Origin of the sequence: Nocardia sp. NPDC057663 (assembly GCF_042799895.1) — a bacterium.
Lineage (GTDB): Bacteria > Actinomycetota > Actinomycetes > Mycobacteriales > Mycobacteriaceae > Nocardia.
In genome coordinates, this window is record NZ_JBHVHX010000006.1 from 71815 (window position 1) to 94473 (window position 22659).

A 22659-nucleotide genomic window follows, 5' to 3' on the forward strand; every position below is an offset into this window, starting at 1 on the left:
CAACCTGGCGCTGACGGGTGCGGCACTGGGGTACTCGCCGAACCGGCCGGATGGCAATATCCGTAGCGCGCCAACCGATGTCACGACCGAGCTCGAAGAACGGAACACCCGATGCCGACCGAAGCCACCACCCTCGATCTCGACCTGGCCCGCCAGGTACTAGCCGCGCAGCCGTTCGCGCGCCTCGTCGGCACCGAACTCACGGAATTCGGGGACGGCGCGGCCACCCTGGTCATCGAGATCCAGCCCGAACACGGTCAGCAGTTCGGTTTCGTGCACGGTGGGGTGCTCGCCTACGCGGCGGACAACGCGCTCACCTTCGCCGCGGGTACCGTCCTCGGCCCCAACGTCCTGACCGGCGGCTTCACCATCACCTACCTGCGCCCCGCCATGGGCGAGCGCCTGCGCATCCACGCCACCGTCCTGGGCGCCACCCGCCGCCAGGCCGTCACCCACTGCGACGTCTACGCCGAAACCGAGGGCGAGGAACCGACACTGTGCGCGGTGGCCCAGGGAACGACCCGGCGCGTGGAAAAGGACCTCGCCCCGTCCGCCGCGGCCGACGCCGAAGAAGACCCGGAATTCGATGACGACGCTGATTTCGACGACGAGTTCGGCGAGGACCAGGACACCTTCGAGACCGATCAGCTCCCGATCATCACCGCCGAGGACGCGGCCCCGCTGCCGCCGACGGTCAGCCGATAGAACAACTGGCGCAATCGTGCAATTCGGCTCGGAAATGCACGATTACGCCAGTTCGGCGTTCTGTCAGGCCGTGTACGCCAGCTTGTCGGCCGCCGGTTCGGCGATCGGCTCGATGGCGTAGGCCAGGATGTCGGCCACGTCGGCGACGGGGCGGACATCCAGGGCGGCCAGTACTTCCGCCGGGACCTCGTCGAGGTCCGGTTCGTTGCGGGCCGGGATGAAGACCGTCTTCAGACCGGCTCGCTGGGCCGCGAGCAGCTTCTGCTTCACGCCGCCGATCGGCAGCACCCGGCCGTTGAGGGTGACCTCGCCGGTCATGCCCACATCACCGCGGACCTGGCGGCCCAGTGCCAGCGAGACCAGAGCCGTGACCATGGTGACGCCTGCCGACGGGCCGTCCTTGGGCACCGCACCCGCCGGGAAGTGGATGTGGATATTGCGGTCGAGGACCTTCGGTTCGATGCCGATCTCCGCCAGGTGCGAGCGCACGTAGGTGAGGGCGATCTGCGCCGACTCCTTCATGACGTCGCCGAGCTGACCGGTGAGGGTGAGCGAGCGCTCGCCCTCGGCGGCATTGGCCTCGATGTAGAGCACATCGCCACCGGCGCCGGTGACCGCCAGACCGGTCGCCACGCCGGGGACCGCGGTGCGTTCCACCGAGTCCGGGGTGAACCGGGGACGGCCGAGGTAGTCGGTCAGGTTGTCGACGTCGACGATCAGACCCGTTGCCGCACTGTCGTAGCCGAGTGACGGATCGTAGCCGAGACCGAGGTCGAGCACGTCGGCGCCGGAATCGGTTGCGGGCGAGCCGGCTACGGACAGCTTGGTCGCCGCCTTGCGCAATGCCTTGGCGACCAGGCGCTCCATCTGGCGCACCCCGGCTTCCCTGGTGTAGTTCGCCGCGATCTCGCGCAACGCCGCGTCGGTGATCGAAACCTCCTGCGCGGTCAGTGCGTTGCGTTCCAGCTGCCGTGGCACCAGGAAGTCGCGGGCGATGGCCACCTTGTCGGCCTCGGTGTAGCCGTCGACGGTGATGAGCTCCATCCGGTCCAGCAGCGGGCCGGGGATGGTGTCCATGACATTGGCCGTCGCGATGAACAGCACGTTCGACAGGTCGAGGTCCAGGTCCAGGTAGTGGTCGCGGAAGGTGTGGTTCTGCGCGGGGTCGAGGACCTCGAGCAGCGCCGCCGCCGGGTCACCGCGGAAGTCGGAGCCGACCTTGTCGATCTCGTCCAGCAGGACAACGGGATTCATCGAACCCGCCTCCTTCACCGCGCGCACGATCCGGCCGGGCAGCGCGCCCACGTAGGTGCGGCGGTGGCCACGGATCTCGGCCTCGTCGCGCACGCCGCCGAGGGCGACGCGAACGAACTTGCGGCCCAGCGCCTTCGCGACGGACTCACCCAGCGAGGTCTTGCCGACGCCGGGCGGACCGACCAGCACGAGCACCGCGCCCGAGCCACGTCCACCGACGACCTCGAGACCACGCGAGGCCCGGCGCGCACGCACCGCCAGGTACTCGACCATGCGGTCCTTCACCTCGTCCAGGCCGTGGTGATCGGCGTCGAGCACGGCGCGCGCGGCCGAGACATCGGTGCTGTCTTCGGTTTTCACCGTCCACGGCAGGTCGAGCACGGTGTCGAGCCAGGTGCGGATCCAGCCCGATTCCGGGCTCTGATCGCTGGCCCGCTCCAGCCTGCCGACCTCGCGCAGCGCCTCGGCGCGCACGTTCTCGGGCAGGTCGGCGTTCTCCACGCGGGTGCGGTAGTCGTCGGCGCCGTCGGGTTCGTCCTCGCCGAGTTCCTTGCGGATGGCGTTGAGCTGCTGGCGCAGCAGGAACTCGCGCTGGCTCTTCTCCATGCCGTCGCGGACGTCCTCGGAGATCTTGTCGGTGACCTCGACCTCGGCGATGTGGTCCTTGATCCACTCGATCTGCTTGGTCAGCCGGACGACGACGTCCGGGGTCTCCAGCAGCTCGCGCTTCTGCTCGTCGGACAGGTACGGCGCGTAGCCGGCCGTGTCGGCGATGGCGTCCGGCTTGTCGAGCTGGTTGACGATGTCGATGATCTGCCACGCCTCCCGCCGCTGCAGCACCGCGACGACCAGCTTCTTGTATTCGGCGGCGAGTTCGGTGGTCCGCTCGTCGGGCGCCGCCTCCTCGACCACTTCGGCCTCCACCCACAGGGCCGCGCCGGGCCCGGTCACGCCGTGCCCGATCCGCGCCCTGCGCTCGGCCTTCAGCACGGCGGCGGGAGCGCCACCGCGCATCCGCCCGACCTGCTCGATCGAGGCGACGACGCCGTAGGAGGCGTACCCCTCGTCCAGCCTGGGCGCGACGAGTACGGCGCCGGTCTTCCCGGCCTGCGCGGCGTCGATGGCGGCCTGCGCGGATTCGTCCAATTCGATGGGCACGACCATGCCCGGCAGCACGATCGGATCGGTGAGGAACAGCACCGGCAGGTTCTGAGCTGTAGTCATGTCGACCCTTCCAAAGTTGAGCTTTGCTGACTCAACCCGGGGGGGTGGTGGTTTGTTCCTACCGGTGCCGTCGTTCACCGACGGCGAACGACGAAAGCAGCGCGGCCTCCCCGGAGTGATCCGGAGAGGCCGCGCTGTGCAGGGGAACCGAGTCAGAGGTTCGAGGTGCGGAGTTGTTCGGTGGGCGGGTCGTAGGTGCGGCGCGAGGTGGAGCCGCCGCTCAGGACGCCCAGGACGGCGCCGGCGATGAGCAGGATCGCGGCGAGGATGCCCAGGATGATCGGCAGGGTCTTGCCGAACAGGTCGAGCTTGTCGAGGCTCTCCTGGGTGACGGCCATCTGCGCGTCGATGGTCTCCTCGTCGAAGACGAGGTGTGCCTTCAGCGCGGTGACGTCGACCTGGTTGGCGCTGCGGCCGTAGTACAGGTGGATGGACTCGCCGCCCTTGAGGACCGCGCCGGTCCGCGGCTCGACCCACAGGTCACGGGTGTTGGTGTAGAAGCGGGTCATCGTGACCGGCTCGTCGCCCTCGAGGCCCCACTTGGCGGCCGGGAGGCTGAGCTTGTTGGTCGCGGCGGGAACCACGTCGTTCATGTTCGTCACCGGGATGGTCTGCCGGAAGTGGTAGACCGGCACGCCGTTGATCTCGGCCTCCTCGACGAAGTCGATGGGCCGGGTCGAGCGGGCGTTGGTGTCGAAGTAGGGGTACGACTTCTTCTCGGTGCCGATCGGGAAGCGGTACTGCAGGCCCTGGCGAGTCAGGGCGTCGGCCACCGAGGCGCCCGACTTGTCGACGGTGACCGCGAGCGAGCTGTTGGGCGAGGCGTCGACGGGCTGACCCGTCACGCGGTCGATGGTCACCCGGTCGATCGAGGCGGTGAGGATGCCGGTGTCGCCGTCGCGGTCGTCACGACGCAGGGTCTGGCCGGCCTGGACCGTCATCTCGTCGGAGCCCGACGGCTCCTCGACGGTCAGGAAGCGCTGCGAGACGACCGGGACGTTCTTGTCGACCTTGGCCGAGCCCTCCGGCGAGGTGAGCGACTTCGCGTCCAGCACAAGGCTTTCCTCGCCCGGCACACTCTTGGCAATCGTGGTGATCCGCAGATCCAGCGGGGTCTTGGCGACCTTGCCGACGGTGTAGGTGGGAATCATGACAGCGGCGGCGAGCAGCAGCGCGCCGAGTCCGACGAGAATGCAGGCGATCATCCTGCGCCCGCTGTTCATCGGCTGCCGTACTGCACGTTGCCGAGCACCGACGAGCCGGGGTCAGCGGTGGTCTCGGGTGCTGGGATCGAATTCTGTTGCGCGCCTGCGGTGATGCCGAGCACGGCAATCACCCCGAGGATCGCGCCGGCCAGACCGCTGATCAGGCCGGGGACGGCAAACTTCATAGATCGAAACTCCAATACGTGGCGTCGGCTCAAGCGACGGAGAAGAACCCGAGGGTCGGGGCGAACGAGCAGGTCCGGTCACCATCGGCGGTGGTCGTGGTGAGCGAACCGGTGATCACCGCGGCGACCCGGCCCGAACCGGTGTCGGCGATGGCGGACAGGGTGGCCGGTCCGTCCGGGTTGATTCCGGCCGCGGTGGTGAGCGGCAGGGTGCCGGTGCGCCGGTTGTCCAGGTTGACCCACTGCACCGTCATCGGCGGGTTCTGCACGACGGTAGCCGTTTTGGTACCCAGCGCGGTGAAGACGAAACCGGTCTGGCCCGCGGCGGGCCCGGGCGGCGGCAGCTCGGCCGGGCCGGGTACGGCCAGCGCGGTGCCGACGGAATCGGAGGTCGGGCCGATGCAGCCCTTGCCGATGGTCGGGTAGAGGAACTGCGCGATCCGCGGTCCGTCCGACGGCGGGAGCTCGGGGCCACCGCCACCACTACCGTCGAGGAAGGTGATGACCCGCTCGAGCGTCGACTTGACCTGCGCGGGGATGCCCGGAGTGGCGAGCAGCACGCGCGCCTGGGCCAGGATCGCGCCCTGCGCACCATCCGCGATGGGGGCCGGGGCGGAGATGGCGCTTACGATCGACGGTGCCAGCGCGGCCAGCGTCTCGGAGGGTACGTTCTCCGCGATCGCCGGAACGCTCGGCTGTGCCGCTGGCCGCGGGGCAGCCATGGTCGATGCCGGTGCGGCGAGTGAGGCACTCACCGCTAGTACGAGAGCGGACAAAGCGGTCCGCGAGCCTCGGGTGCGCAGCACTGGTCAGCCGTCCTTCTTTGTGGGGATTGGTTGGAGCAGTCCGGAAAGGTAAGTGTGATCCCGGGTTTCAGATACATTGGAGAGGTGACTACAGCGGACAGGCGGTATGGGGGTCGTACAGTCGTCGCGCGTAAAGCCGAACGGCGCCAGCGGTTCCTGGAAGCAGCGACGCGAATCTTCGCCGAACGCGGGTACGTCACGTGCTCGCTCGCCGAGGTGTGCGCGGCGGCCGGGCTGTCCAAGCGGCAGTTCTACGAGGAGTTCGAGACACGCGAGGACGTGCTCATCGCGGCCTACGACCGCATCCAGAACGACGCGGCGGCCGCGGTCGCCGCGGCGGTGATCGAGCACGGCGACCCGGAGTCCGCGCTGCGCGCGGGCCTGGCCGCCTACCTGGAATCGCTCGGTTCCGACCCGTACCGCGCGCAGGTGGCGCTGATCGAGGTCGTCGGGGTCAGCGATCGGATGGAGAACCATCGCCGGGAGCGGCGCCACACCTGGTCGGCGCTGATCGAGTCCGCGCTGGCAGGCAAGGGCGTCCGGCTGCGCGGCGACGCGCAGCTCACCACGGGACTGATCACCGGCGCGGTCAACGGTGTCGCGCACGAATGGCTGCTGCTCGACTCGCGCCCGCCGGTCGGCGAGCTGGTCGACCTGCTGACCGCCGCAGCGCTCTCGCTGGTCGTGGACTGATTTCCGCGCAACCGCCGGGAGGGTGGCAACATCACGCACTTGCCGCTTGCTCAACCCACTCCCTCTCCGGACATTGTGAGACCGGACGGCTTCACAGTGTGGGACGAGAGTCTGGCATAGTAGTGACCCAGATCGCAACGGCTGAAAATTTGAGATCGGCATCACCTGGGGAGATGTGCTGGTCACGGGTCCAAACAAGCTCGTGGTGGTAGTGAACCACCACCGGCCACGCGGGGTGTCCGGTTCGCCGTTTCGGACCTACCGGTACGTTGCCGGCAACCGGCCGGCAATCGACGATCAGGACTTCCGCAGGACGCCGGCGATGCTACCGCCGAGTACGCCCGGCGTGCTGTAGGCGAGGGTGCCGTCCGGCCGCAGGGTGACCGTCGAGGTCGCGCCCTCGTCGACACAGCCGCGCGCGCTCTTGCCGGTCAGCTTCGCCCGGAAGACGAGGCGGTCGGTGGTGGCTTCGACCAGGGTCTCCGACCGCTCACAGCGCTCACCGGAGATCGTGCCGGTGTTCGACGCGGTGGCCACCTTCTGCCCGACCTTGCCGTTGCCGATGGTCAGCTCGATCGCGAAGCGCACCGGACCGTCCGACGCCTGCCCCTGCCAGCTCCCGACGAAGGCACTGGGGACCGTGGTGGCCGGGGCGCCGGTGGCGGTCGGCGTGTCCGTGGCCTCGGCGACCGACGTCGTGTCGGCCACACCGCCGGCATCCGGCTGGTCTCGCAGCTGGATGCCGATCAGGAACGCACCTGCCGCGACCGCGGCCGCGACGGTCACCGCCGCGACCGCGAGGAGGTTACGGGTGCGGCGCGAGGCGGAGCGCTCGGGCAGGATCGGATGCGGTCCCGAGACGGCATCCGGACGGGTCGCCAGGTGCCAGGCTGTCGGCGTCATGGTGGGGTCACCGGCTCCGCCGACCGGCCGGCGGACAGTCGAATACGGCACGGGGGTGTACCCGCCGACGTTCGCCGCAGGCAGGGGAGCGCCAGGAGGCGGCGTATGGCCGCCGGTGGTCGCCGCAGGCAGGGCAACGCCAGGGGACGCCGTGTAGTACCCGCCGGTCGCCGCAGGCAGGACAGCGCCGGCGTGCCAGCCGGTGGCAGCCCGGTCCGGTATCGAGGTATCCGGCGTGCCGAGGCCGGCTGAGAAGTCGGCCGGGCCGGAATCCAGGTCGAGCAAGCGCACCGCTCGCATGCTGACCTCCTCGAGCACGGCGGGCGGCAGCCACCCGGATCGCTCGGGCCTGCCGATTCCGGCGAGCTCGGACAGGACTTCCTGCGGTGTGGGTCTGGCCGCGGCGTCCTTGGCCACGCAGGCCGCGACCAGCGGGCGCAGCGACGGCGGCAGGCCCGCCAGGCGCGGCTCCTCGTAGACGATCCGCCACAGCATCTGCACGATCTCGGCGGTGCCGAACGGGCCGTGCCCCGATGCGGCGAAGGTCAGCACACCACCGAGCGCGAACACATCGCACGCGGGCCCGAGCGGTTCGCCGGTGACCTGCTCCGGGCACATGAAACCCGGTGAGCCGATGACCTTTCCGGTGGTGGTGAGCGCGGTGTCCTCGACCGCTCGCGCGATACCGAAGTCCACCACCTTCGGTCCGTCGACGGCCAGCAGTACATTCGACGGCTTCAGATCGCGATGCACCACGCCCGCACCGTGAATCGCGACGAGCGCTTCGGCCAGCCCGTGGCCGAGGGCGAGCAGCGACGGTTCGGCGAAGGGACCGAACCGGGCCACCGCGTCCGAAAGCGCGAGACCGGCAACGTAACCGGTGGCCAGCCATGGTGGATCGGCGTCGACATCGGCGTCGAGCACGGGCGCGGTGAACGCCCCGCCGACCCGGCGCGCGGCGGCCACCTCCCGGCGGAACCTGACCCGGAACTCGGGGTCGCCCAGCAGATCCGGCCGGATCACCTTCACCGCGACGGTGCGCCCGCCCGCATTGCGGCCCAGGTACACCTTGCCCATCCCGCCGGCGCCGAGAACGCCGAGCAGCCGGTACGCCCCGATCTGGCGTGGATCGTCGCTGCCGAGGGGTTGCATCGCGGATACCTGTTCCACCACCGGTCCCCTCCGAACATGAGCACTTGTCTGCCCGGTCACTCTAACCGCACGATCAGACGACGAACTGGGCTCGTGACCAGGTCCATCGGGCGCGGAGATCCGGCCGCCGGCGGCCTCGGCAAACGGGGTCGCGACGCCGTACCCCATCGAGACCGGTCAGAATGTGATTGCCTTATTCTCACGTTCTTCACGTTCTTCGCGCGTCAGCACTAGGGGGCTCCTCGATGACCACACTGGCCTCCGGACTCTTCATCGATTGGGAAGAGCTGACGGGGCAGTCGAAATTTGTGGTCGAGCTGGTGAGCTTCCCGATCTTCTGCGCGGTGGCGGGCTGGCTCACCAACTGGACCGGCGTGCTCATGCTGTTCTGGCCGCTGCATTTCAAGGGCTTCCGGGTACCGATGCTGCATGTCCTGTACCCGTATCTGCCGCGCCGGGTCCAGGTCCTGCCGACCTTCTCCGGCGACGGGCGCAAGCTCGGTTTCCAGGGCTTCATCCCCGCCCGCTCCGAGAAAATGGCGAGTATCTGCGTCGACAAGGCGCTGATGCGCATCGGCAGCCCGCGCGATTTCATCCATGAACTCGATCTGGACGGCATCGGCGACTATCTCGCCGAACGGGCCCGCGACCAGGTGCGGCCGATCGTCGACGAGATCATGTACCGGGAGAATCCCGATCTGTGGCGCTCGCTGCCGCGGCCGGTGAAGCAGGCCGTCTACCAGCGGGTCGACCGGCAGCTGCCCGCGCTGGGTCGGCGCGCGTTCGCCAGCCTGGGCGACAACATCGACCAGCTGCTCGACGTCAAGAACTTCGTGATCAGGTACCTGGAGAAGAACCCGACCATTCTCAAGGACCTCACCACCACCATCGCCGCGCCGGAACTGAAGTTCATGGCGCGGATCGGCCTGCTCGGCGCGCCGTTCGGCCTGGTGCTGGCGCTGTACCTGCACGTGCACTCGCAGATCCCGTACTGGGGACTGGTGCCCACGTGGGTGATCGTGCTGCTGGCCTCGGCCGCGATCGGCGTCATCGTGAACGTCATCGCGATCAAGATGGTGTTCGAGCCGGGCGACCCGCAGCCGCGCTACAAGTACCTGTGGCGCCAAGCCCTGCTGGCCAAGCGGCAGCCGCAGGCGGCGACCGACCTCGCGCACATCCTGGCCTACCAGGTGCTGACCGTGGAGAACCTGTCCAACGAGCTGCTCGACGGGCCGAACGGCGACAAGACCAAGCAGTTGATCGAGCGGGTCGTCGCCGAGGAAATCCAGCACCAGCTCGGCCCGACCGCGTTCATGGTGCGCGCGGCGATCGGGAAAAAAGGGTACGACAACCTCGCCATCTCCGGCGCCGGCGCAGGCATGAGCCTCGCGCCGGAGATGGTCGACGACGAGAAGTTCGTGCTGGAGCAGGCGAAGAAGATCGACGAGTTCGCCGATCGCAAGCTGCAGAAACTCACGCCGGGCGAGTTCATGGAGATGTTCTATGCCGCGGTGGAGCAGGACGCGTGGCTGCTGTACGTGCACGGTGGTGTGCTGGGTGTCGTAGTCGGCGCGATCCACCTCCTCACCTTCGGCTGGTAGCGGCAAATAACAAGCACGCATGCTTGCATTTTTCTGGGGTCGCTGAGATTCTTGGTGACGAGGCGCACCCGTACCGGGTCGCGCCATGATCGGCAAGGGAACAGATGGCTGACCTCGCAGCGCTCCTCGACGACTTCGCCGCCGAATGCGCGGATCTGGAAAACCTGGTCGCACCGCTGACCCCCAAGCAGTGGCAGACGCCGACCCCATCGCCCGGCTGGGACATCACCACGCAGATCGCCCACCTGACCTGGACCGACGAGGTGTCCAAGCTGGCCGCCACCGACGGCGACACCTTCACGAAGCTGCTGACCGAGGCCGCACCGAAGATGTTCACCTTCGTCGACGAGGCCGCCGCGGAAGTGGCGCAGACCCCGCCCGCCGACCTGCTCGTGCGCTGGCGCGCGGGCCGTGCCGAGCTGATCGCCGCGCTGGCCGCCGTGCCCGCTGGCACCAAGCTGCCCTGGTTCGGCCCGCCGATGAGCCCGGCGTCGATGATCTCGGCCCGCATCATGGAGAGCTGGGCGCACGGGCAGGACGTCGCCGACGCGCTCGGCGTCGATCGCACTCCCACCGCCCGGCTACGCACGGTCGCCCACATCAGCGTCCGTACCAGGAACTTCGCCTACACCGTCCACGGTGAATCCGGCCCCGCCGAAGAATTCCGGGTGGAGCTGACCGCACCCGACGGCACCCTGTGGACGTGGGGTCCCGAGGACGCGAAGCAGCGCGTCACCGGTCCGGCCGTCGACTTCTGCCTGGTCGCCACCCAGCGCCGCCATCGCGACGACACCGCCCTGGTCACCGAGGGCCCGGACGCCGAACACTGGCTCGGCATCGCGCAGGCCTTTGCGGGTCCCCCCGGATCCGGCCGCGAAGCAGGCCAGTTCGCCTGAAAAACATCCCCGAACAGGCGAGCGTCAGTCTCTGAGCGCCATCCGTGCCGACTGCCCCGGACTTCGTTGGCCGGGGTTTGACCACCGTGACAGTCGTGAATGACGCTCGCCTGCTTATTTCGGGTACCCCACCGAGTGGTGTGAGAAACAACCGCGCCCTCGATACACCGCGCTGACTACCGCTTATAGGTCGCACGTCCAGATGTGGTCCTGATCTCACCGGCGGAGAGTGCTAACTCCAGCTAGCACCCCGTACGGTGGAATTCAGCGCGTGGCTTTCAACGATGCGGGCCCCGTTCCCTCGGGTATACCCACACGCAGGAAGGACCGCATCGTGACCGCACATCGACCCGCGCAGATCATGCGCCTGTCCGCGACCGTCATCGCCGGTGCCGCCAGCCTCTGCCTCACCGTGGCCGCGGGCGCCTACATCGTCAATCACATGCCCGAACTCGCGCCGCAGCAGGCCGACCGCGGGGCGCCTGCCGTCACCCCCGGTCACGGGCATCATCCCCCGCTCGCCGGGGACTCTTCGCCGCGGTTCACCGGCGATATCGTCGAACTCGCGGTGTCGACCGAGCGTGTCGTGCCGACCGCGACCCGCACCGTGGCAACCCAGCAGTTCGGTGCCGGTGCGACGCCGGACAATTCGACGCTCGCCGGACAGCTGCGGATCGGCACCGCCTACGTCGGCGCGCAGGTCGCGCCCGCGCGTACCGACACCATCGCGTTCACGGTGGACACCAATCTGGTGACCACCCTGGCGTCGAAATACCTCGGCGTGACGGTCGATCCGGCCGGCGTCACCGCGCTGCGCACCGAACTCGACACCCGCCGTGGCGAACTGGTCTTCGTCCTGTCCGATCCCGGTCTCGGCAGCCATACCCTGCGCGTCGAACGGGTGCAGAAGCCGTCGACCGATGTGCGCAACGGCACCGAACCGGCCGCGGACGCGACGCCCGCACCGCAGTCGCCCGACGACGAGGCGCCGACTACCGTCGACGTGTGAGTTCTGGCGGCACCACGGACGGTGTGTACGACTTCTGCGTGCTCGGCGGCGGCATCGTCGGCGTCGCGACCGCGCATCGCCTGCTGACGAAGTATCCCGATGCGAGCCTGGTGCTGATGGACAAGGAGTCCACCCTCGGCACGCACCAGACCGGGCACAACAGCGGCGTCATCCACTCCGGAATCTATTACCCGCCGGACAGTTTGAAGGCCCGGCTGTGCCGGGCGGGCGCGCAGTGGACCAAGGAGTTCGCCGCCGCCAACGACATTCCGTTCCAGGTGTGCGGAAAGCTGCTGGTGGCCACCGATTCGGCCGAGCACGCGCGGATGCTCGACCTGTACGAGCGGTCGATCGCCAACGGTGTCGACGTGGAGGCGATCGACGCGGCGGAGCTGGTCCGGCGCGAACCCAGGATCACCGGTGTCGGCGCACTGTTCGTGCCGGCCACCGGCATCATCGACTACACCGAGGTCACCGCCGCACTGGCTGCCCAGGTGACGGCCATGGGCGGCCGGATCATGCTCGACACCCCGATCGAGGCGATCAGCGAAACAGCCGACGCCGTCACGGTTTCCGGACCGACCGGCTCGACCGTTGCGCGCACGCTGGTGGTCTGCGCCGGCCTGCAGGCCGACCGGATGGCGCGAATGGCCGGAATCCGCACCGACTTCCGCATCGTGCCCTTCCGTGGCGAGTACTACCGGCTGCCCGCCGACCGGGCCGACCTGGTGCGCACGCTGATCTATCCGGTGCCGGACCCGGCGCTGCCGTTCCTGGGCGTCCACCTGAGCCCGACCATCGACGGCGAGCTGACCGTCGGGCCGAACGCGGTGCTCGGGCTGGCCAGGGAGGGCTACGCCAAGGGCAGCGTCGACGTGCGCGACGCCGTCGACGTCCTGAGCTTTCCCGGGTTCCACCGGGTGGCCCGCAACCACGTCCGGACCGGGGCGCGTGAGCTGCGCAATTCGGTGTTCAAGCGCGGCTATCTCGCCGAATGCCGCAGGTACTGCCCGGAACTCACGCCGGCGGACCTGCTACCGCATCGCGCGGGGATCAGGGCGCAGGCGGTGCTGCGCGACGGAACCCTGGTGCACGACTTCCTGATCGAGCGGACACCGCGCTCGATTCACGTCCTCAACGCGCCGTCACCGGCGGCGACCTCGGCGATGCCGATCGCGGAATACCTCGTCGACCAGCTCTGAGCGCGATTCCGGCGAATAAAGAGGAGATTTGTAGTAATTTTGGGGCCATCCGTGACCAGGGAGGGCCGATGGGCCACATCAAGTATGCGTGCGACGTCGGCGCACCCGTCGACGTCGCCTTCGCCTACGCCGAGAACTTCCGCTTCATCCCGCACTGGATGCCCGGCGTCGCCGGCATCGAGCCTGCCGGCGAACCAGACCGGGGGCTGGGCGCCGCCTTCGCGATGAAAGTCCGCTTGTTCGGGGCGATCCCGCTGCGTTCGACCTGTGAGATCACCGAATACCGGCGCAATGCGGTGATCGGGTATACCCTGCGTGGGCGGGTATACGGAACCGTGACACTACGGTTCGACCCACTCGGCTACGAACGGTCGGTGTTGACCTCCGAAGCCGACTATCCACCACCACGCGGTGTGTTCGGCCGCCTGTGCCACGGCCTCGTCGACGCGGTCGCGAGATCGGCACTGCGCCGTACGGAGTCGCGGTTGCGAAGGGAGATAGAGGCATTCCACGGTACCGATCTTGTCGGCCGCATCGCCTAGGGTGGCGGTCATGATCATCGTGAGCACCGACGGGTCCTGCCTGCGCAATCCCGGTGGTGCCATCGGCTGGGCCTGGGTGAATCACCAGGGTCCCGCCGACAGCGGGGGAGCGGTCACCGGTACCAACCAGATCGCCGAACTGCGCGCGGTGCTGGAGGCCATCCTCGCGCACCCCGGCTCGGAGCCGATGCTCATCGAGAGCGATTCCCTCTACGCCATCAAGTGCGCCTCGGAATGGATCACCAGTTGGCGGCGCAACGGCTGGCGCACCTCCACCGGCGGCGCGGTGAAGAACGTCGACATCATCAAGCAGATCGACCGTGCCATCACGACCCGCGAAGGACCGGTACGCTTCCGCTGGGTCCGCGGGCACGTGGGTAACTACTTCAACGAACAAGCCGACACACTGGCAGGCGCGGCCGCACGCGAGGCCGCCGCCCGCCCGGCGCAAGCCGAAACCACCAGACCGCGGACCACGGGGAAGCCGGTCGAGCCGGCAGCGCCGTCCGGGACACTCACCCTGTTCTGACGGTCGGCACGACCGGGGTTGGTCCGCACGAAAACGCCTCCGGCGGCAGAGTGAGTCTGCCGCCGGAGGCGTTCGTATCGTCGATCAGTTGCCCGGAGCAGGCGCGGGCACGGGTGCCTGCGTCGGCACCGTCTGACCGGGGGCAGCGCCACCGGGCGCCTGGCTGCTGTTCTTGAGCAGCGGCGAATCCAGCTTGCTGACCAGCCACTTACCGTCGTCGGACTTCTCGAGGGTCATCTCGACGGCGAACATCATCCGGTCCGGGGTGGTCTGGGTGAAGTTGGTCCGGTACTGGGTCATGGTGACCATGGCCTTGACGTCCTCGGTGGTGCCCGAGATGTACGCGCACTGCACATCCTCACCGCGGGACTTGACCTGGGCCTGGACCATCGCGCCCTTGAGCGCCTCGCTGGCGTCGCTGAATTCCTTCAGGTAGTCGCCGGTGGCACCCGCCTTCATCGAGGCGATATAGCCGTCGAGGTCCTTCGAGTAGTCGTAGTTGGCCAGAATGTTGCCGTAGTCGCAGGCCGCCTTCGTCGAATCGGCGATGGCGTCGAGCTTGTCGGCCTTGTCATTGCTCTGCAGGAAGAACACCACGGCCGCGGTGGCCGCGCCGAGCGCAACCACACCGGCCACGCCAGCCGCGATCCAGCCCGTGGAGCTCGATTTCCCGGTCGAGGCGGGCGCCGGAGCCGGCGTTGCCTCGGTCACGGTTTCTGCCTTGACAGTGGCCGCGTCCTGCTCGGGAGTGGCCGCGGCGCCCTTGACGGTCGCATCGGCCTTCGCCAGATCGGGCTTGTCCGCCGTGGCAGCGTCATTCTTGCTCTCGGCGTCGTCGCTGGTCATCGAATCAATCCTGCTCTTTCCCGGCACATATGTCGCACCGATATCGTTCGTGGGCCCGTGAGCCGGACCACACGCTCTCCTGAAGCGAGTATGCCCGGTCCGGTGCGTGCGCGTCCGGGCCGGGCATCAACTCAGTTCGCCGGGATGGGTGTCCGCTCGTTCGGATCGACACCCGGCGGCATCTGCGCGCCGTTGTTCGGCACGTTCGGTCGCGGCGCGTTTGCCGAGCCGCGGATCTGCTGATCGGCGGGCGGGTTCACGCAGTAGTTCCACTTCGGGATCGACCCGTCCTGGACTTCCTCGTTGCGCCGGTATTCCGTCGCGTAGTAGCACGTCGGACGCGGCCAGATGTCGATGATGGTGTGGAACTCGCCCTCGTGGGCCGGAATGGCGATCGACTCCAGACCCAGCGCGAGCGACGGGAACAGCAGCCGCAGCGCGGGCTGGCGCAGCTGCGCCGCCCTGGTGACGGCCACGAAGTTGGCCGCCAGGCTGCTGATCGGATCGGCCGTCTTGTCCAGTACCGCGCCGAGCGTCTCGAACTGACCGGGCGCGTTGTCCAGGACGCCCTGCAGCTCGGCGTTGGCGTTGTTGAACTGGGTGAGCAGCGTGCCCGAGTTGCGGGTCAGCGTCTGCAGATCCGGCTGCGCGTGCGAGGTGGTCTCGGCGATCACCCGCAGGTTCGCGATCAGGTTCACCGTCTGCGGCAGCAGGTTGTCCAGACCCGCCACCACCAGGCTGACGCCGTTGATCAGGCCACGCAGCTGATCCGGACCGGCACCGAGCGCGGTGTCGAGCTCGGCCAGGATGGTCTTGAACTGCTGCGGGTCCACCTGTGCGATCAGCGCGCTGGTGTCGTCGAGCACGGCCCACACCGGGGTCGGCGTCTTGATCTGCTCGGGGTTGAACTTGATCACCGCGCCGTCGCCGAGGAACGGGCCGACATCGGTCTGCGGACGGAAGTCGATGTACTGCTCGCCCGCCGCCGACAGCGCCGCCACCTGGATCATGGTGTCGACCGGGATCTTGTAGCTCTTGTCGATCGACGCCTTGACGGCGATCGCCTGGCCCTGGTCGATCAGTTCGACGGTGCTGACCTTGCCGATCCGGTGCCCGCGCAGGGTAACGTCGTTGCCCGGCTGCAGACCACCGGAGCGGTCCAGGTTGACCGTCACGTCGTACTCGGACCGCAGCGGGTTCACCCGCATGACATTGACCAGCAGATAGGTCGCGCCGACGATCAGCACGACCACCAGCGCCGCGTTCGCCAGCAGGATCTTGCTACCGAAGAACTTCTTCACCTTGCTCATCGGTGGCCTCCCACTCGGCCCTGAACGATCTGCAGCACCTGGATGAAAGTGCCGACGAAATCGTTCACGTCCTTGAGATCCGGGAACTTGCTGTTCGCCGGATCGGTCAGCAACCCGATGTCGAGGTTGGTCAGCGTCGCGTACGGCGCGAGCGACTTGCCCTGGAACGTCTGGTTCGCGCCGGGGCGGATCGCGTGCAGCTGGTCCATGACGTAACCGAAGTCGTCACCGGTCGCGGCCAGCGCGTTCATCAGGTTGTCCAGATTGGTGAGCAGCTCGGAGAGCTGATCACCGGTGGTGTTGGAGTAGTCGCCGAGGGCGGCGCTCGCCGTGGCCACCTTGGTGAGCAGATCGCCGATCGCCTTGTTGTTCTCGGCGATGGCGCCGATGGCCTGCGGCAGGGTGTCGGCCACCTGACCCAGCTGGGTCTTGTTGTTCTCGATGGTGTTGGCCAGGGTGTTGAACTCCGTGAGCACCGTGTCGACCCTGGCGCTGTTGTTGTTCAATTCGCCGATGACACCGGTCATCTCGGTGATCAGGTGCGCCAGATTGCCGCCCTGCCCGTTGAGGATCGAGCCGAGCTCGGTGCCGAGCCGGCTCAGGCTGGCCACGCCGCCGCCGTTGAACAGCATCGACACCGAGATCAGCAGCTCTTCGACAGTGGCGCCGGCCGAGGTGAACTCGCGGGTGAGAGTGTCACCGTCTTGCAGGGATACCCCGGCGCTGGTGTCGTTCTTCGGCCTGGACAGCGCGACGAAGACGTCACCGAGGGGAGTGGCCTGACGCAGCTCGGCCGTGCTGCCCTTGGGCAGCTGGATGTCCGTGCTGATCTGCATATCGACGATGGCCTGGAAGTTCTTGGTCGAGATGTCGGAAACCACACCGACATCGGAACCACCGATCTTCACCTTGGCCTGATCGGGCAGGTTCAGCGCGTTGTCGAACACCGCGTGGATCGTGTAGGTCTCGCCTTCGGCACCCGGCCTGGGCAGCGGCAGATCCTCCACGGTGAAACTGCAGCCGGAAGTGATCGCCACCGTGGCCGTCGCGGCCGCGGCGACGAGCGCGCGGCGGGCTTTCATCGTCATACGTAGGGTCATTTCGTCAGTCCGAGCAGTGCGGCAGTGAGGCCGTAGTCAGGCCCGAAATCCTGCATGTTTCCGGAACGGCAGCCATCGGACTTCATCTGGATCCGCTCACAGAAGACGCTGACGACCTCGCCGGAGAGGGCGGTGCCGATCAACCCGTGCAGCCGGACGAAGCCCTTCTCCTTGTTCATCGCGCCGTCGATGTTCTGCATCAGCAGCGGGACGATGTCGACGATCTCGACCATCGCGCCCGAGTTGGCGCGCAGCTGGTTGGTGACATTGGTCAATCCGGTCAGCGAGGCGGCCAGCTCGTCTTGATGTCCGGCGAAGGTGGTGCTGGTGTTGGCCAGGAACGCGTTGAGCTGGTCCAGGGTGGCCTGCAGGCCGGGTGCCTGTTCGGCCAGCAGCCCGGTCATGGCGGTCACCCGGTTGCTGAAATCGCGCACCGACTGATCGTTGTCGGCCAGCATCGTCGTCAGCTCGTTGAGCTTGATGATGATGTTGGAGATGGCGTCCTTGTTGTCGACACCGACCTTGAGCGCGCTCGAGAGCGCGTCGAGGGTCTCGCGGATCTTCTGGCCGTTGCCGTTGAGCACCGGGTAGAGCACCCGGCCCGAGAGCGGGCCGAGGCCTTCCTGGCCGGGTTCGGGCTTGAGCGCGGCGGAGAACTGGTCGATGGTCTTGATCATCGTGTCCAGCTCGACCGGGGTCCTGGTGCTGGCCTTGGTCAGGTGCTGGCCGGACTTCATCGCCTCGCCGCCGGTGTAGGGCGGGGAGATCTCGATGTGGCGGTCGGTGACGATCGAGGGCGAGATGATCGCGGCGATCGCGTCTTTCGGGATCTTGACGCCGCCGTCGATGGTCATGTGGACCTCGACGTAGGTGCCCTTGGGGATGATCTTGTCGACCTTGCCGACCGCGAGGCCGAGGACCATGATCTCGTTGCCCTCGTACATGCCCGCGATGTTCTCGAAGTCCGCGGTGATCTTGGTCGACATGCCCAGCGCGTCGTTCACCTGGCCGGGCAGCAGCGAGCAGCTGCCCAGCGTCAGTGCGGTGGCGCCGATCATCAGGGATCGGGCCAGCGTCTTGCCGCCGCGGAATGTGGAAGTCAGTTTCATCCTGCGCACCCCTGGATCACCTGAACGAAGCACAGCCAGTTGTCCGGGAACAACCACGGCAGCGAGACGTCGCCGTAATTACCGTTGCCGAGCGCGTTGTTGAAGTAGCGCGCCGTGGGCTGACCGATCTGCAGCAGCTTGTCGAGATTGTCCTTGTTCTTCTGCAGACCCTCGGCCATCGTGTTGAGCTGACCGATGGTGCCGCCGAACTGGTTACCGTTCTCGACGCCGATCTCCTCCAGCTGACGGGTCAGCGTGGCGATGTTGTCCAGCAGCTGACGCAGCAGGTTCTGCCGTTCCATCACCCGGTTGGCGATGGCCTCGCCCTGGGTAATGATCAGCAGGATGCTGTTGCGGTTGTCGGCCAGCAGCTGGGTGACCCGGTTGAGGTCCTTGAGCAGGCTGTCGACCTCGACCTTGCGCCGGTCGACGACCTTGGCCAGCGCACCGACGCTGTCGAGCGCCTGCGCGACGAGCTCCGGCGATTCACCGAGCTGGCTGTTGATCGTGTTGAGCGAGGCGGCCAGCTTCGCGGTGTCGAGTTCCTGGAACTTCGGGGTACCGACCTGCACGACATCGGCGATGTCGTACGGCACGTCGGTGTTGCTGCGCGGGATGGTCTTGTCCTTCAGGCCCGACCCGTCACCCGGCTGCAGGTCGACGTAGCGAGCGCCGAGCAGCGTGGCCATCTTGATCGCGGCGTGCGCATCCGGCCCGAACTTCAGCGAGTTCTCGACGTCGAGGGTGACCACCACGTGGTCGCCCTCGATCTTCGCGCCGGAGACCGTACCGACCTGCACACCGGAGACGGCGACCTTGTCGCCGACCTTGATGCCCGCGGCCTGCACGAACTCCGCCTCGATCGACTGCCTGCCGAGGCCGATGAACTGGTAGACGGTGGAACCGACCAGCAGCAGCACGATGACCAGCGAGCCGACCACACCGAGCCAGAAGTTGCGGTTGCCGAGGAAGGCCTTCTTCAGCGTGCTCATCGGCAGACCTCCGAGTGGGAGGTGCCACCGATCTGGCTGAACAGACCGCGCGGGAACAGGACCCCGTAGAGCGACACGTCCAGGCCACACAGGTAGGCGTTGGCGTGGGTGCCCTCGGAGGTCATCCGGCCCAGGTCGGCGAGCATCGACGGCATGTCGATCGCGACCTGGTCGAGCTTGGCGCCGTTGGCCAGCAGCAGGTTCAGCGCCGCGGTGGACGAGTTCTGCGCCGCCGCCAGCTTGGGCTGGATCTTGCCGACCATGCCGACCAGCGAGGTCGTCGCGTCGGCCAGCACGACCGTGGAGGCCTGCAGCGACTGTCCCTGTTCGTAGAGCCCGCCGATCAGCGCCCGGGTCTGGGTAACCAGGGTCTCCAATTCATCCCCTCGCTTGGCCAACCCGGCCATCACACCGGACAGGTTGGTGATCACGTCGGACAGAATCGCGTCCCGACGCTGGAAATCCGAGGCCAGCTGCGCCGCCTGGACGATGAACGACGACAGCGAGACACCGTCACCCTGCAGCGCCTGGATCAGCGTCTCCGACATGGCGTTGACCTCGGCCGGCTCCAGCGCCTGGAACAGCGGCTGGAAACCGTTGAGCAGCGCGGAGATATCGAACGAGGGCTCGGTGCGTTCGATCGGGATGACCGAACCGCTCTCGAGCGCCTTCGGGCTCGGCGCCTTGCCCGGGGTCAGCGCGACGTAGCGCTGACCGATCAGGTTCTGGTAGCGGACAAGGGCTTTGGTGTCGTCGAAGACCGTCTGGTCGCTCTGCACGATGAACGACACCTTGGCGTCGTTCTTGCCGTCGAGCTCGATCTTTTCGACCTTGCCGACGCGCACGCCCGCCATGCGGACATCGTCGCCGGGACGCAGGCCCAGGACATCGGTGAAGATCGCGGTGTACTTGCGGGTGTCTCCGTCGACCGTGCGGGCGAGCGTGTTCCACACGACCACGATGACCAGCAGAGAAACGAGCGCGAAGATACTGAACCCGATCAGTGGCTTGCGGATGCTCATGCGCCACCCCCGTTTTCGGACACTTGCAGGGTTCCGCCCTTCAAAATCGGACCGAGCAGCAGGAATTCGGATGCCGTCGGCTTACGCCCCAGCAGTTGAGTCATCGCCGCTTCGCCCTGGTAGGAGATCGGCTTGCCGGCCGGCGCCGTCGCAGGCTGTTCCGGCGCCGCGGCGGGCGCGGCGGCCGGGGCAGGCGCGCCACCGAGCACACCGGGCAGACCCGGAATCTGGATCGACGGGACCAGGCCCTCGAGCGGCGTGCCGGCGAACGGCTTCACCTCGGTGCCGTTGGCCGTCTGCATCGGTGCGATGCCCGGGGTGGTGAGGCCGGGGATCTCGGGCATGCCCGGGATCGCCACCAGCGGCGGCAGTCCGGCGGCCGAGTCGAGTGCGCGCGGGCGCACGCTCTCCGGCAGCGGCGGCAGGCTGACCTGGGCGGGCGCGGTGAAGCAGCTCGGGCCGAGCAGGTCACCGTAGCGCGGGCAGTCCGCGACGGTGTTCGGCTGATAGGGCGTGAACGTCAGACCCGCGTTCCACACCATCTGGTTGCCCGAGGGACCACCGTGGAACGTCGTGTTCAGTTTGGCCAGCGAGGGGCCGAACACGTCGAAGGTCTTGGTGATCGAGGCCGGATCGTTGGCGACGGCCCCCAGGGTGGCGTTCATGCCGGTGGTGACCTCCTTGCCGACATCGGGGTTGGCCGCGAACAGGTCGTTGACCCGGTCGGTGGTGGCGCTGGCACCGGCGAGCAGCGCGATCAGCTGGTCGCGCTTGGTCGCGATGGTGTTCGCGGTCTGCACCGAGCTGCCGAGCACGTCGAGCAGTTCCGGCGCCGACTGGTTGAGCGCGTGCGCCGAGGCCGAGAAGTCGTCGAGCATGCCGCCCAGGTTCGGGCCCGCGTCGGCGACGGTGGTCAGCCAGTGGTCGAGGCGCTGGATGGTGGAGCCGGGGACCCGGCCGCTGCCGTCGAGCGCCTGGGTGAGGGTGCCGAGCACCCGGCCCAGCTGCACCGGGTCGACCTCGTCGAGGATGTCGCGCACCGTGGTGAGCGTGTCCTGCAGCGCGATCGTGCCCTGGCTGGTGTCCTCGGGGATCTGCGAGCCCTCGTGCAGGTACTGGTTGGACGCGCCGTTGAAGACCAGCTCGACCGAGGTGACCGCGAACAGGTTGCTCGGCACGACGCGCGCGGTGACATTGGCCGGGATGTCGCCGGCGAACTCGGGCTTGAGCTCGATGTTCACCTTCTGCACCACGCCCTTGTCGACGATCTCGACGTCCTTGACCGCGCCGACGAGCACGCCGCGGAACTTGACGTCGGCCTTCGCCGGCAGACCGTCACCGGTGGTCGACAGGTTGGCGGCCACATTGACCTTGGGCACGAAATAACCCTGATACCTGGCCATCAGGAAGCCGAGGATCACCGCGAAGACGATGACGCCACAGGTTCCGGCGATGTACAGCTGTTTCATGGTGGGACCGCGCCCACTGGGATCGATGATCATCGCGCGCCTACCCCGAGATCCTGATTCCGGGCTCGACGCCCCAGATCGCCAATGTCATGAACAGGTCGGCGAACACGACCAGGATGATGCACATCTTGATCGCGCGGCCGGCCGCGACGCCGACGCCTTCGGGACCACCCGAGGCGAAGAAGCCGTAGTAGCACTGGATGAACGTCGTGATCATGACGAACACCACCGCTTTGAGCAGTGAGTACAGCACGTCGGTCGGTACCAGGAATTGGTAGAAGTAGTGCGAGTAGGTGCCCGCGGCGGTGCCGCCGATCAATTGCACGGTGATCGAGCAGGACACGTACGCCATCACCAGGCCGATGCAGTACAGCGGCACGATCGCCATGACCGCCGCCATCATCCGGGTGCTGACCAGGTAGGGCAGCGGGCGGATGGCGATCGAGTCGAGCGCGTCGATCTCCTCGGAGATGCGCATGGCGCCGAGCTGGGCGGTGAATCGACAGCCTGCCTGCGCGGCGAAGGCCAGCGCCGCCAGCAGCGGGCCGAGCTCACGGGTGGTGGCGAAGGCCGAGATGGCGCCGGTGATCGGGCTCAGGCCGAGCAGGTTCAGCGAGGTGTGGCCCTGGATGGCCACCGTCATGCCGCCGAAGGCGCTGATGATCAGGATGACGCCGATGGTGCCACCACCGACGACGATGTTGCCGTTGCCCCACGTGACGTCGGAGAGCAGCCGCCAGACTTCCTTCGGATACTGCTTGAACGCCAGCGGAATCGAGCCGACGGACCGCAGGAAGAAGAAGACCTGGTGACCGAGGCGGGCGAGCAGGTCGATCGGAGCTTTGCCCGCCGCCCGGAGTTGGCGTAGCGGCCGCAGCAGCGGGGGTACGTATGTTGATGACATG

At 67.6% G+C, this 22659-nt stretch carries 20 protein-coding genes and 1 pseudogene; 8 read left to right on the forward strand and 13 right to left on the reverse strand.

Translation table 11 applies throughout. The features are described from left to right. Positions 1–111 precede the first annotated feature (111 nt). Positions 112–540 (forward strand): annotated as a pseudogene (locus ACFVAV_RS15895) (PaaI family thioesterase); the annotation flags it as partial. Between the two features lie 228 nt (positions 541–768). Here the strand turns inward: ACFVAV_RS15895 and lon are convergent. From lon to ACFVAV_RS15915, 4 genes are all read right to left on the reverse strand, one after another. Continuing rightward, positions 769–3183: an endopeptidase La gene (gene lon / locus ACFVAV_RS15900; protein ID WP_379035503.1), complete on the reverse strand. Its 2415-nt coding sequence runs from the start codon at positions 3181–3183 to the stop codon at positions 769–771. A gap of 152 nt (positions 3184–3335) precedes the next feature. After that, the gene (locus tag ACFVAV_RS15905; RefSeq protein ID WP_379035505.1) at positions 3336–4406 is read right to left on the reverse strand and encodes a DUF3068 domain-containing protein; all 1071 of its coding nucleotides are present in this window, start codon (positions 4404–4406) and stop codon (positions 3336–3338) included. Next, positions 4403–4573: a DUF2613 domain-containing protein gene (locus ACFVAV_RS15910; protein WP_189031615.1), complete on the reverse strand. Its 171-nt coding sequence runs from the start codon at positions 4571–4573 to the stop codon at positions 4403–4405. The genes ACFVAV_RS15905 and ACFVAV_RS15910 overlap by 4 nt, the downstream gene beginning before the upstream one ends. A gap of 29 nt (positions 4574–4602) precedes the next feature. Continuing rightward, positions 4603–5379, reverse strand: a complete 777-nt coding sequence (locus ACFVAV_RS15915; RefSeq protein ID WP_379035507.1) for a hypothetical protein — start codon at positions 5377–5379, stop codon at positions 4603–4605. An 84-nt stretch (positions 5380–5463) separates the two neighbouring features. Here ACFVAV_RS15915 and ACFVAV_RS15920 point away from each other — a divergent pair, with 84 nt between their 5' ends. Beyond that, entirely contained in the window at positions 5464–6072 is a 609-nt protein-coding gene (locus tag ACFVAV_RS15920) for a TetR/AcrR family transcriptional regulator (RefSeq protein WP_379035509.1), read from the forward strand. A 297-nt stretch (positions 6073–6369) separates the two neighbouring features. Here ACFVAV_RS15920 and ACFVAV_RS15925 read toward each other — a convergent pair whose 3' ends face one another. Further along, on the reverse strand, positions 6370–8127 hold the full coding sequence (locus ACFVAV_RS15925) for a protein kinase (RefSeq protein WP_379035511.1): 1758 nt from the start codon (positions 8125–8127) through the stop codon (positions 6370–6372). A 245-nt stretch (positions 8128–8372) separates the two neighbouring features. On the opposite strand from ACFVAV_RS15925, the gene ACFVAV_RS15930 reads away from it, so the two are divergent. The 6 genes from ACFVAV_RS15930 to ACFVAV_RS15955 all read left to right on the forward strand — a co-directional run bounded on the left by ACFVAV_RS15930 (position 8373) and on the right by ACFVAV_RS15955 (position 13906). Next, positions 8373–9728: a hypothetical protein gene (locus ACFVAV_RS15930; protein ID WP_379035513.1), complete on the forward strand. Its 1356-nt coding sequence runs from the start codon at positions 8373–8375 to the stop codon at positions 9726–9728. Between the two features lie 104 nt (positions 9729–9832). Further along, positions 9833–10624 (forward strand): TIGR03084 family metal-binding protein, encoded by a 792-nt coding sequence (locus ACFVAV_RS15935; protein ID WP_379035516.1) that lies wholly within the window; start codon positions 9833–9835, stop codon positions 10622–10624. A 334-nt stretch (positions 10625–10958) separates the two neighbouring features. After that, positions 10959–11633: a hypothetical protein gene (locus ACFVAV_RS15940; protein ID WP_379035518.1), complete on the forward strand. Its 675-nt coding sequence runs from the start codon at positions 10959–10961 to the stop codon at positions 11631–11633. Beyond that, on the forward strand, positions 11630–12835 hold the full coding sequence (lhgO, locus tag ACFVAV_RS15945) for an L-2-hydroxyglutarate oxidase (protein WP_379035520.1): 1206 nt from the start codon (positions 11630–11632) through the stop codon (positions 12833–12835). Before ACFVAV_RS15940 ends, lhgO begins: the two co-directional genes overlap by 4 nt. Positions 12836–12903: 68 nt before the next feature. Then, positions 12904–13377 (forward strand): SRPBCC family protein, encoded by a 474-nt coding sequence (locus tag ACFVAV_RS15950; RefSeq protein WP_379035522.1) that lies wholly within the window; start codon positions 12904–12906, stop codon positions 13375–13377. A 10-nt stretch (positions 13378–13387) separates the two neighbouring features. Next, positions 13388–13906 (forward strand): ribonuclease H, encoded by a 519-nt coding sequence (locus ACFVAV_RS15955; protein WP_379035524.1) that lies wholly within the window; start codon positions 13388–13390, stop codon positions 13904–13906. A gap of 84 nt (positions 13907–13990) precedes the next feature. Here ACFVAV_RS15955 and ACFVAV_RS15960 read toward each other — a convergent pair whose 3' ends face one another. From ACFVAV_RS15960 to ACFVAV_RS15995, 8 genes are all read right to left on the reverse strand, one after another. Beyond that, the gene (locus tag ACFVAV_RS15960) at positions 13991–14752 is read right to left on the reverse strand and encodes a hypothetical protein (RefSeq protein WP_379035526.1); all 762 of its coding nucleotides are present in this window, start codon (positions 14750–14752) and stop codon (positions 13991–13993) included. 131 nt (positions 14753–14883) lie between these two features. Further along, positions 14884–16062 (reverse strand): MlaD family protein, encoded by a 1179-nt coding sequence (locus tag ACFVAV_RS15965; protein ID WP_379035528.1) that lies wholly within the window; start codon positions 16060–16062, stop codon positions 14884–14886. Further along, entirely contained in the window at positions 16059–17150 is a 1092-nt protein-coding gene (locus ACFVAV_RS15970; protein WP_379035531.1) for an MCE family protein, read from the reverse strand. The genes ACFVAV_RS15965 and ACFVAV_RS15970 overlap by 4 nt, the downstream gene beginning before the upstream one ends. 8 nt (positions 17151–17158) lie before the next feature. Further along, complete coding sequence (locus ACFVAV_RS15975) at positions 17159–18271, reverse strand: MCE family protein (RefSeq protein WP_379035533.1); 1113 nt, start codon at positions 18269–18271, stop codon at positions 17159–17161. After that, positions 18268–19263, reverse strand: a complete 996-nt coding sequence (locus tag ACFVAV_RS15980; RefSeq protein ID WP_379035535.1) for an MCE family protein — start codon at positions 19261–19263, stop codon at positions 18268–18270. Before ACFVAV_RS15980 ends, ACFVAV_RS15975 begins: the two co-directional genes overlap by 4 nt. Continuing rightward, the gene (locus ACFVAV_RS15985) at positions 19260–20285 is read right to left on the reverse strand and encodes an MCE family protein (RefSeq protein ID WP_379035537.1); all 1026 of its coding nucleotides are present in this window, start codon (positions 20283–20285) and stop codon (positions 19260–19262) included. Before ACFVAV_RS15985 ends, ACFVAV_RS15980 begins: the two co-directional genes overlap by 4 nt. Further along, the gene (locus ACFVAV_RS15990; protein WP_379035539.1) at positions 20282–21787 is read right to left on the reverse strand and encodes an MlaD family protein; all 1506 of its coding nucleotides are present in this window, start codon (positions 21785–21787) and stop codon (positions 20282–20284) included. The genes ACFVAV_RS15985 and ACFVAV_RS15990 overlap by 4 nt, the downstream gene beginning before the upstream one ends. A 7-nt stretch (positions 21788–21794) precedes the next feature. Further along, on the reverse strand, positions 21795–22658 hold the full coding sequence (locus ACFVAV_RS15995; RefSeq protein ID WP_379035541.1) for an MlaE family ABC transporter permease: 864 nt from the start codon (positions 22656–22658) through the stop codon (positions 21795–21797). Position 22659 lies beyond the last annotated feature (1 nt).

What these genes read in the sequence shown, in the direction of transcription:
- ACFVAV_RS15965 (WP_379035528.1), bottom strand. Translation starts at nt 16,062, where the DNA reads ATGAGCAAGGTGAAGAAGTTCTTCGGTAGCAAGATCCTGCTGGCGAAC.
- ACFVAV_RS15990 (WP_379035539.1), bottom strand. Translation starts at nt 21,787, where the DNA reads ATGATCATCGATCCCAGTGGGCGCGGTCCCACCATGAAACAGCTGTAC.
- ACFVAV_RS15930 (WP_379035513.1), top strand. Translation starts at nt 8,373, where the DNA reads ATGACCACACTGGCCTCCGGACTCTTCATCGATTGGGAAGAGCTGACG.
- ACFVAV_RS15960 (WP_379035526.1), bottom strand. Translation starts at nt 14,752, where the DNA reads ATGACCAGCGACGACGCCGAGAGCAAGAATGACGCTGCCACGGCGGAC.
- ACFVAV_RS15970 (WP_379035531.1), bottom strand. Translation starts at nt 17,150, where the DNA reads ATGACGATGAAAGCCCGCCGCGCGCTCGTCGCCGCGGCCGCGACGGCC.
- ACFVAV_RS15985 (WP_379035537.1), bottom strand. Translation starts at nt 20,285, where the DNA reads ATGAGCATCCGCAAGCCACTGATCGGGTTCAGTATCTTCGCGCTCGTT.
- ACFVAV_RS15905 (WP_379035505.1), bottom strand. Translation starts at nt 4,406, where the DNA reads ATGAACAGCGGGCGCAGGATGATCGCCTGCATTCTCGTCGGACTCGGC.
- ACFVAV_RS15975 (WP_379035533.1), bottom strand. Translation starts at nt 18,271, where the DNA reads ATGAAACTGACTTCCACATTCCGCGGCGGCAAGACGCTGGCCCGATCC.
- ACFVAV_RS15925 (WP_379035511.1), bottom strand. Translation starts at nt 8,127, where the DNA reads ATGCAACCCCTCGGCAGCGACGATCCACGCCAGATCGGGGCGTACCGG.
- ACFVAV_RS15995 (WP_379035541.1), bottom strand. Translation starts at nt 22,658, where the DNA reads ATGTCATCAACATACGTACCCCCGCTGCTGCGGCCGCTACGCCAACTC.
- ACFVAV_RS15935 (WP_379035516.1), top strand. Translation starts at nt 9,833, where the DNA reads ATGGCTGACCTCGCAGCGCTCCTCGACGACTTCGCCGCCGAATGCGCG.
- ACFVAV_RS15910 (WP_189031615.1), bottom strand. Translation starts at nt 4,573, where the DNA reads ATGAAGTTTGCCGTCCCCGGCCTGATCAGCGGTCTGGCCGGCGCGATC.
- ACFVAV_RS15980 (WP_379035535.1), bottom strand. Translation starts at nt 19,263, where the DNA reads ATGAGCACGCTGAAGAAGGCCTTCCTCGGCAACCGCAACTTCTGGCTC.
- lon (WP_379035503.1), bottom strand. Translation starts at nt 3,183, where the DNA reads ATGACTACAGCTCAGAACCTGCCGGTGCTGTTCCTCACCGATCCGATC.
- ACFVAV_RS15950 (WP_379035522.1), top strand. Translation starts at nt 12,904, where the DNA reads ATGGGCCACATCAAGTATGCGTGCGACGTCGGCGCACCCGTCGACGTC.
- ACFVAV_RS15955 (WP_379035524.1), top strand. Translation starts at nt 13,388, where the DNA reads ATGATCATCGTGAGCACCGACGGGTCCTGCCTGCGCAATCCCGGTGGT.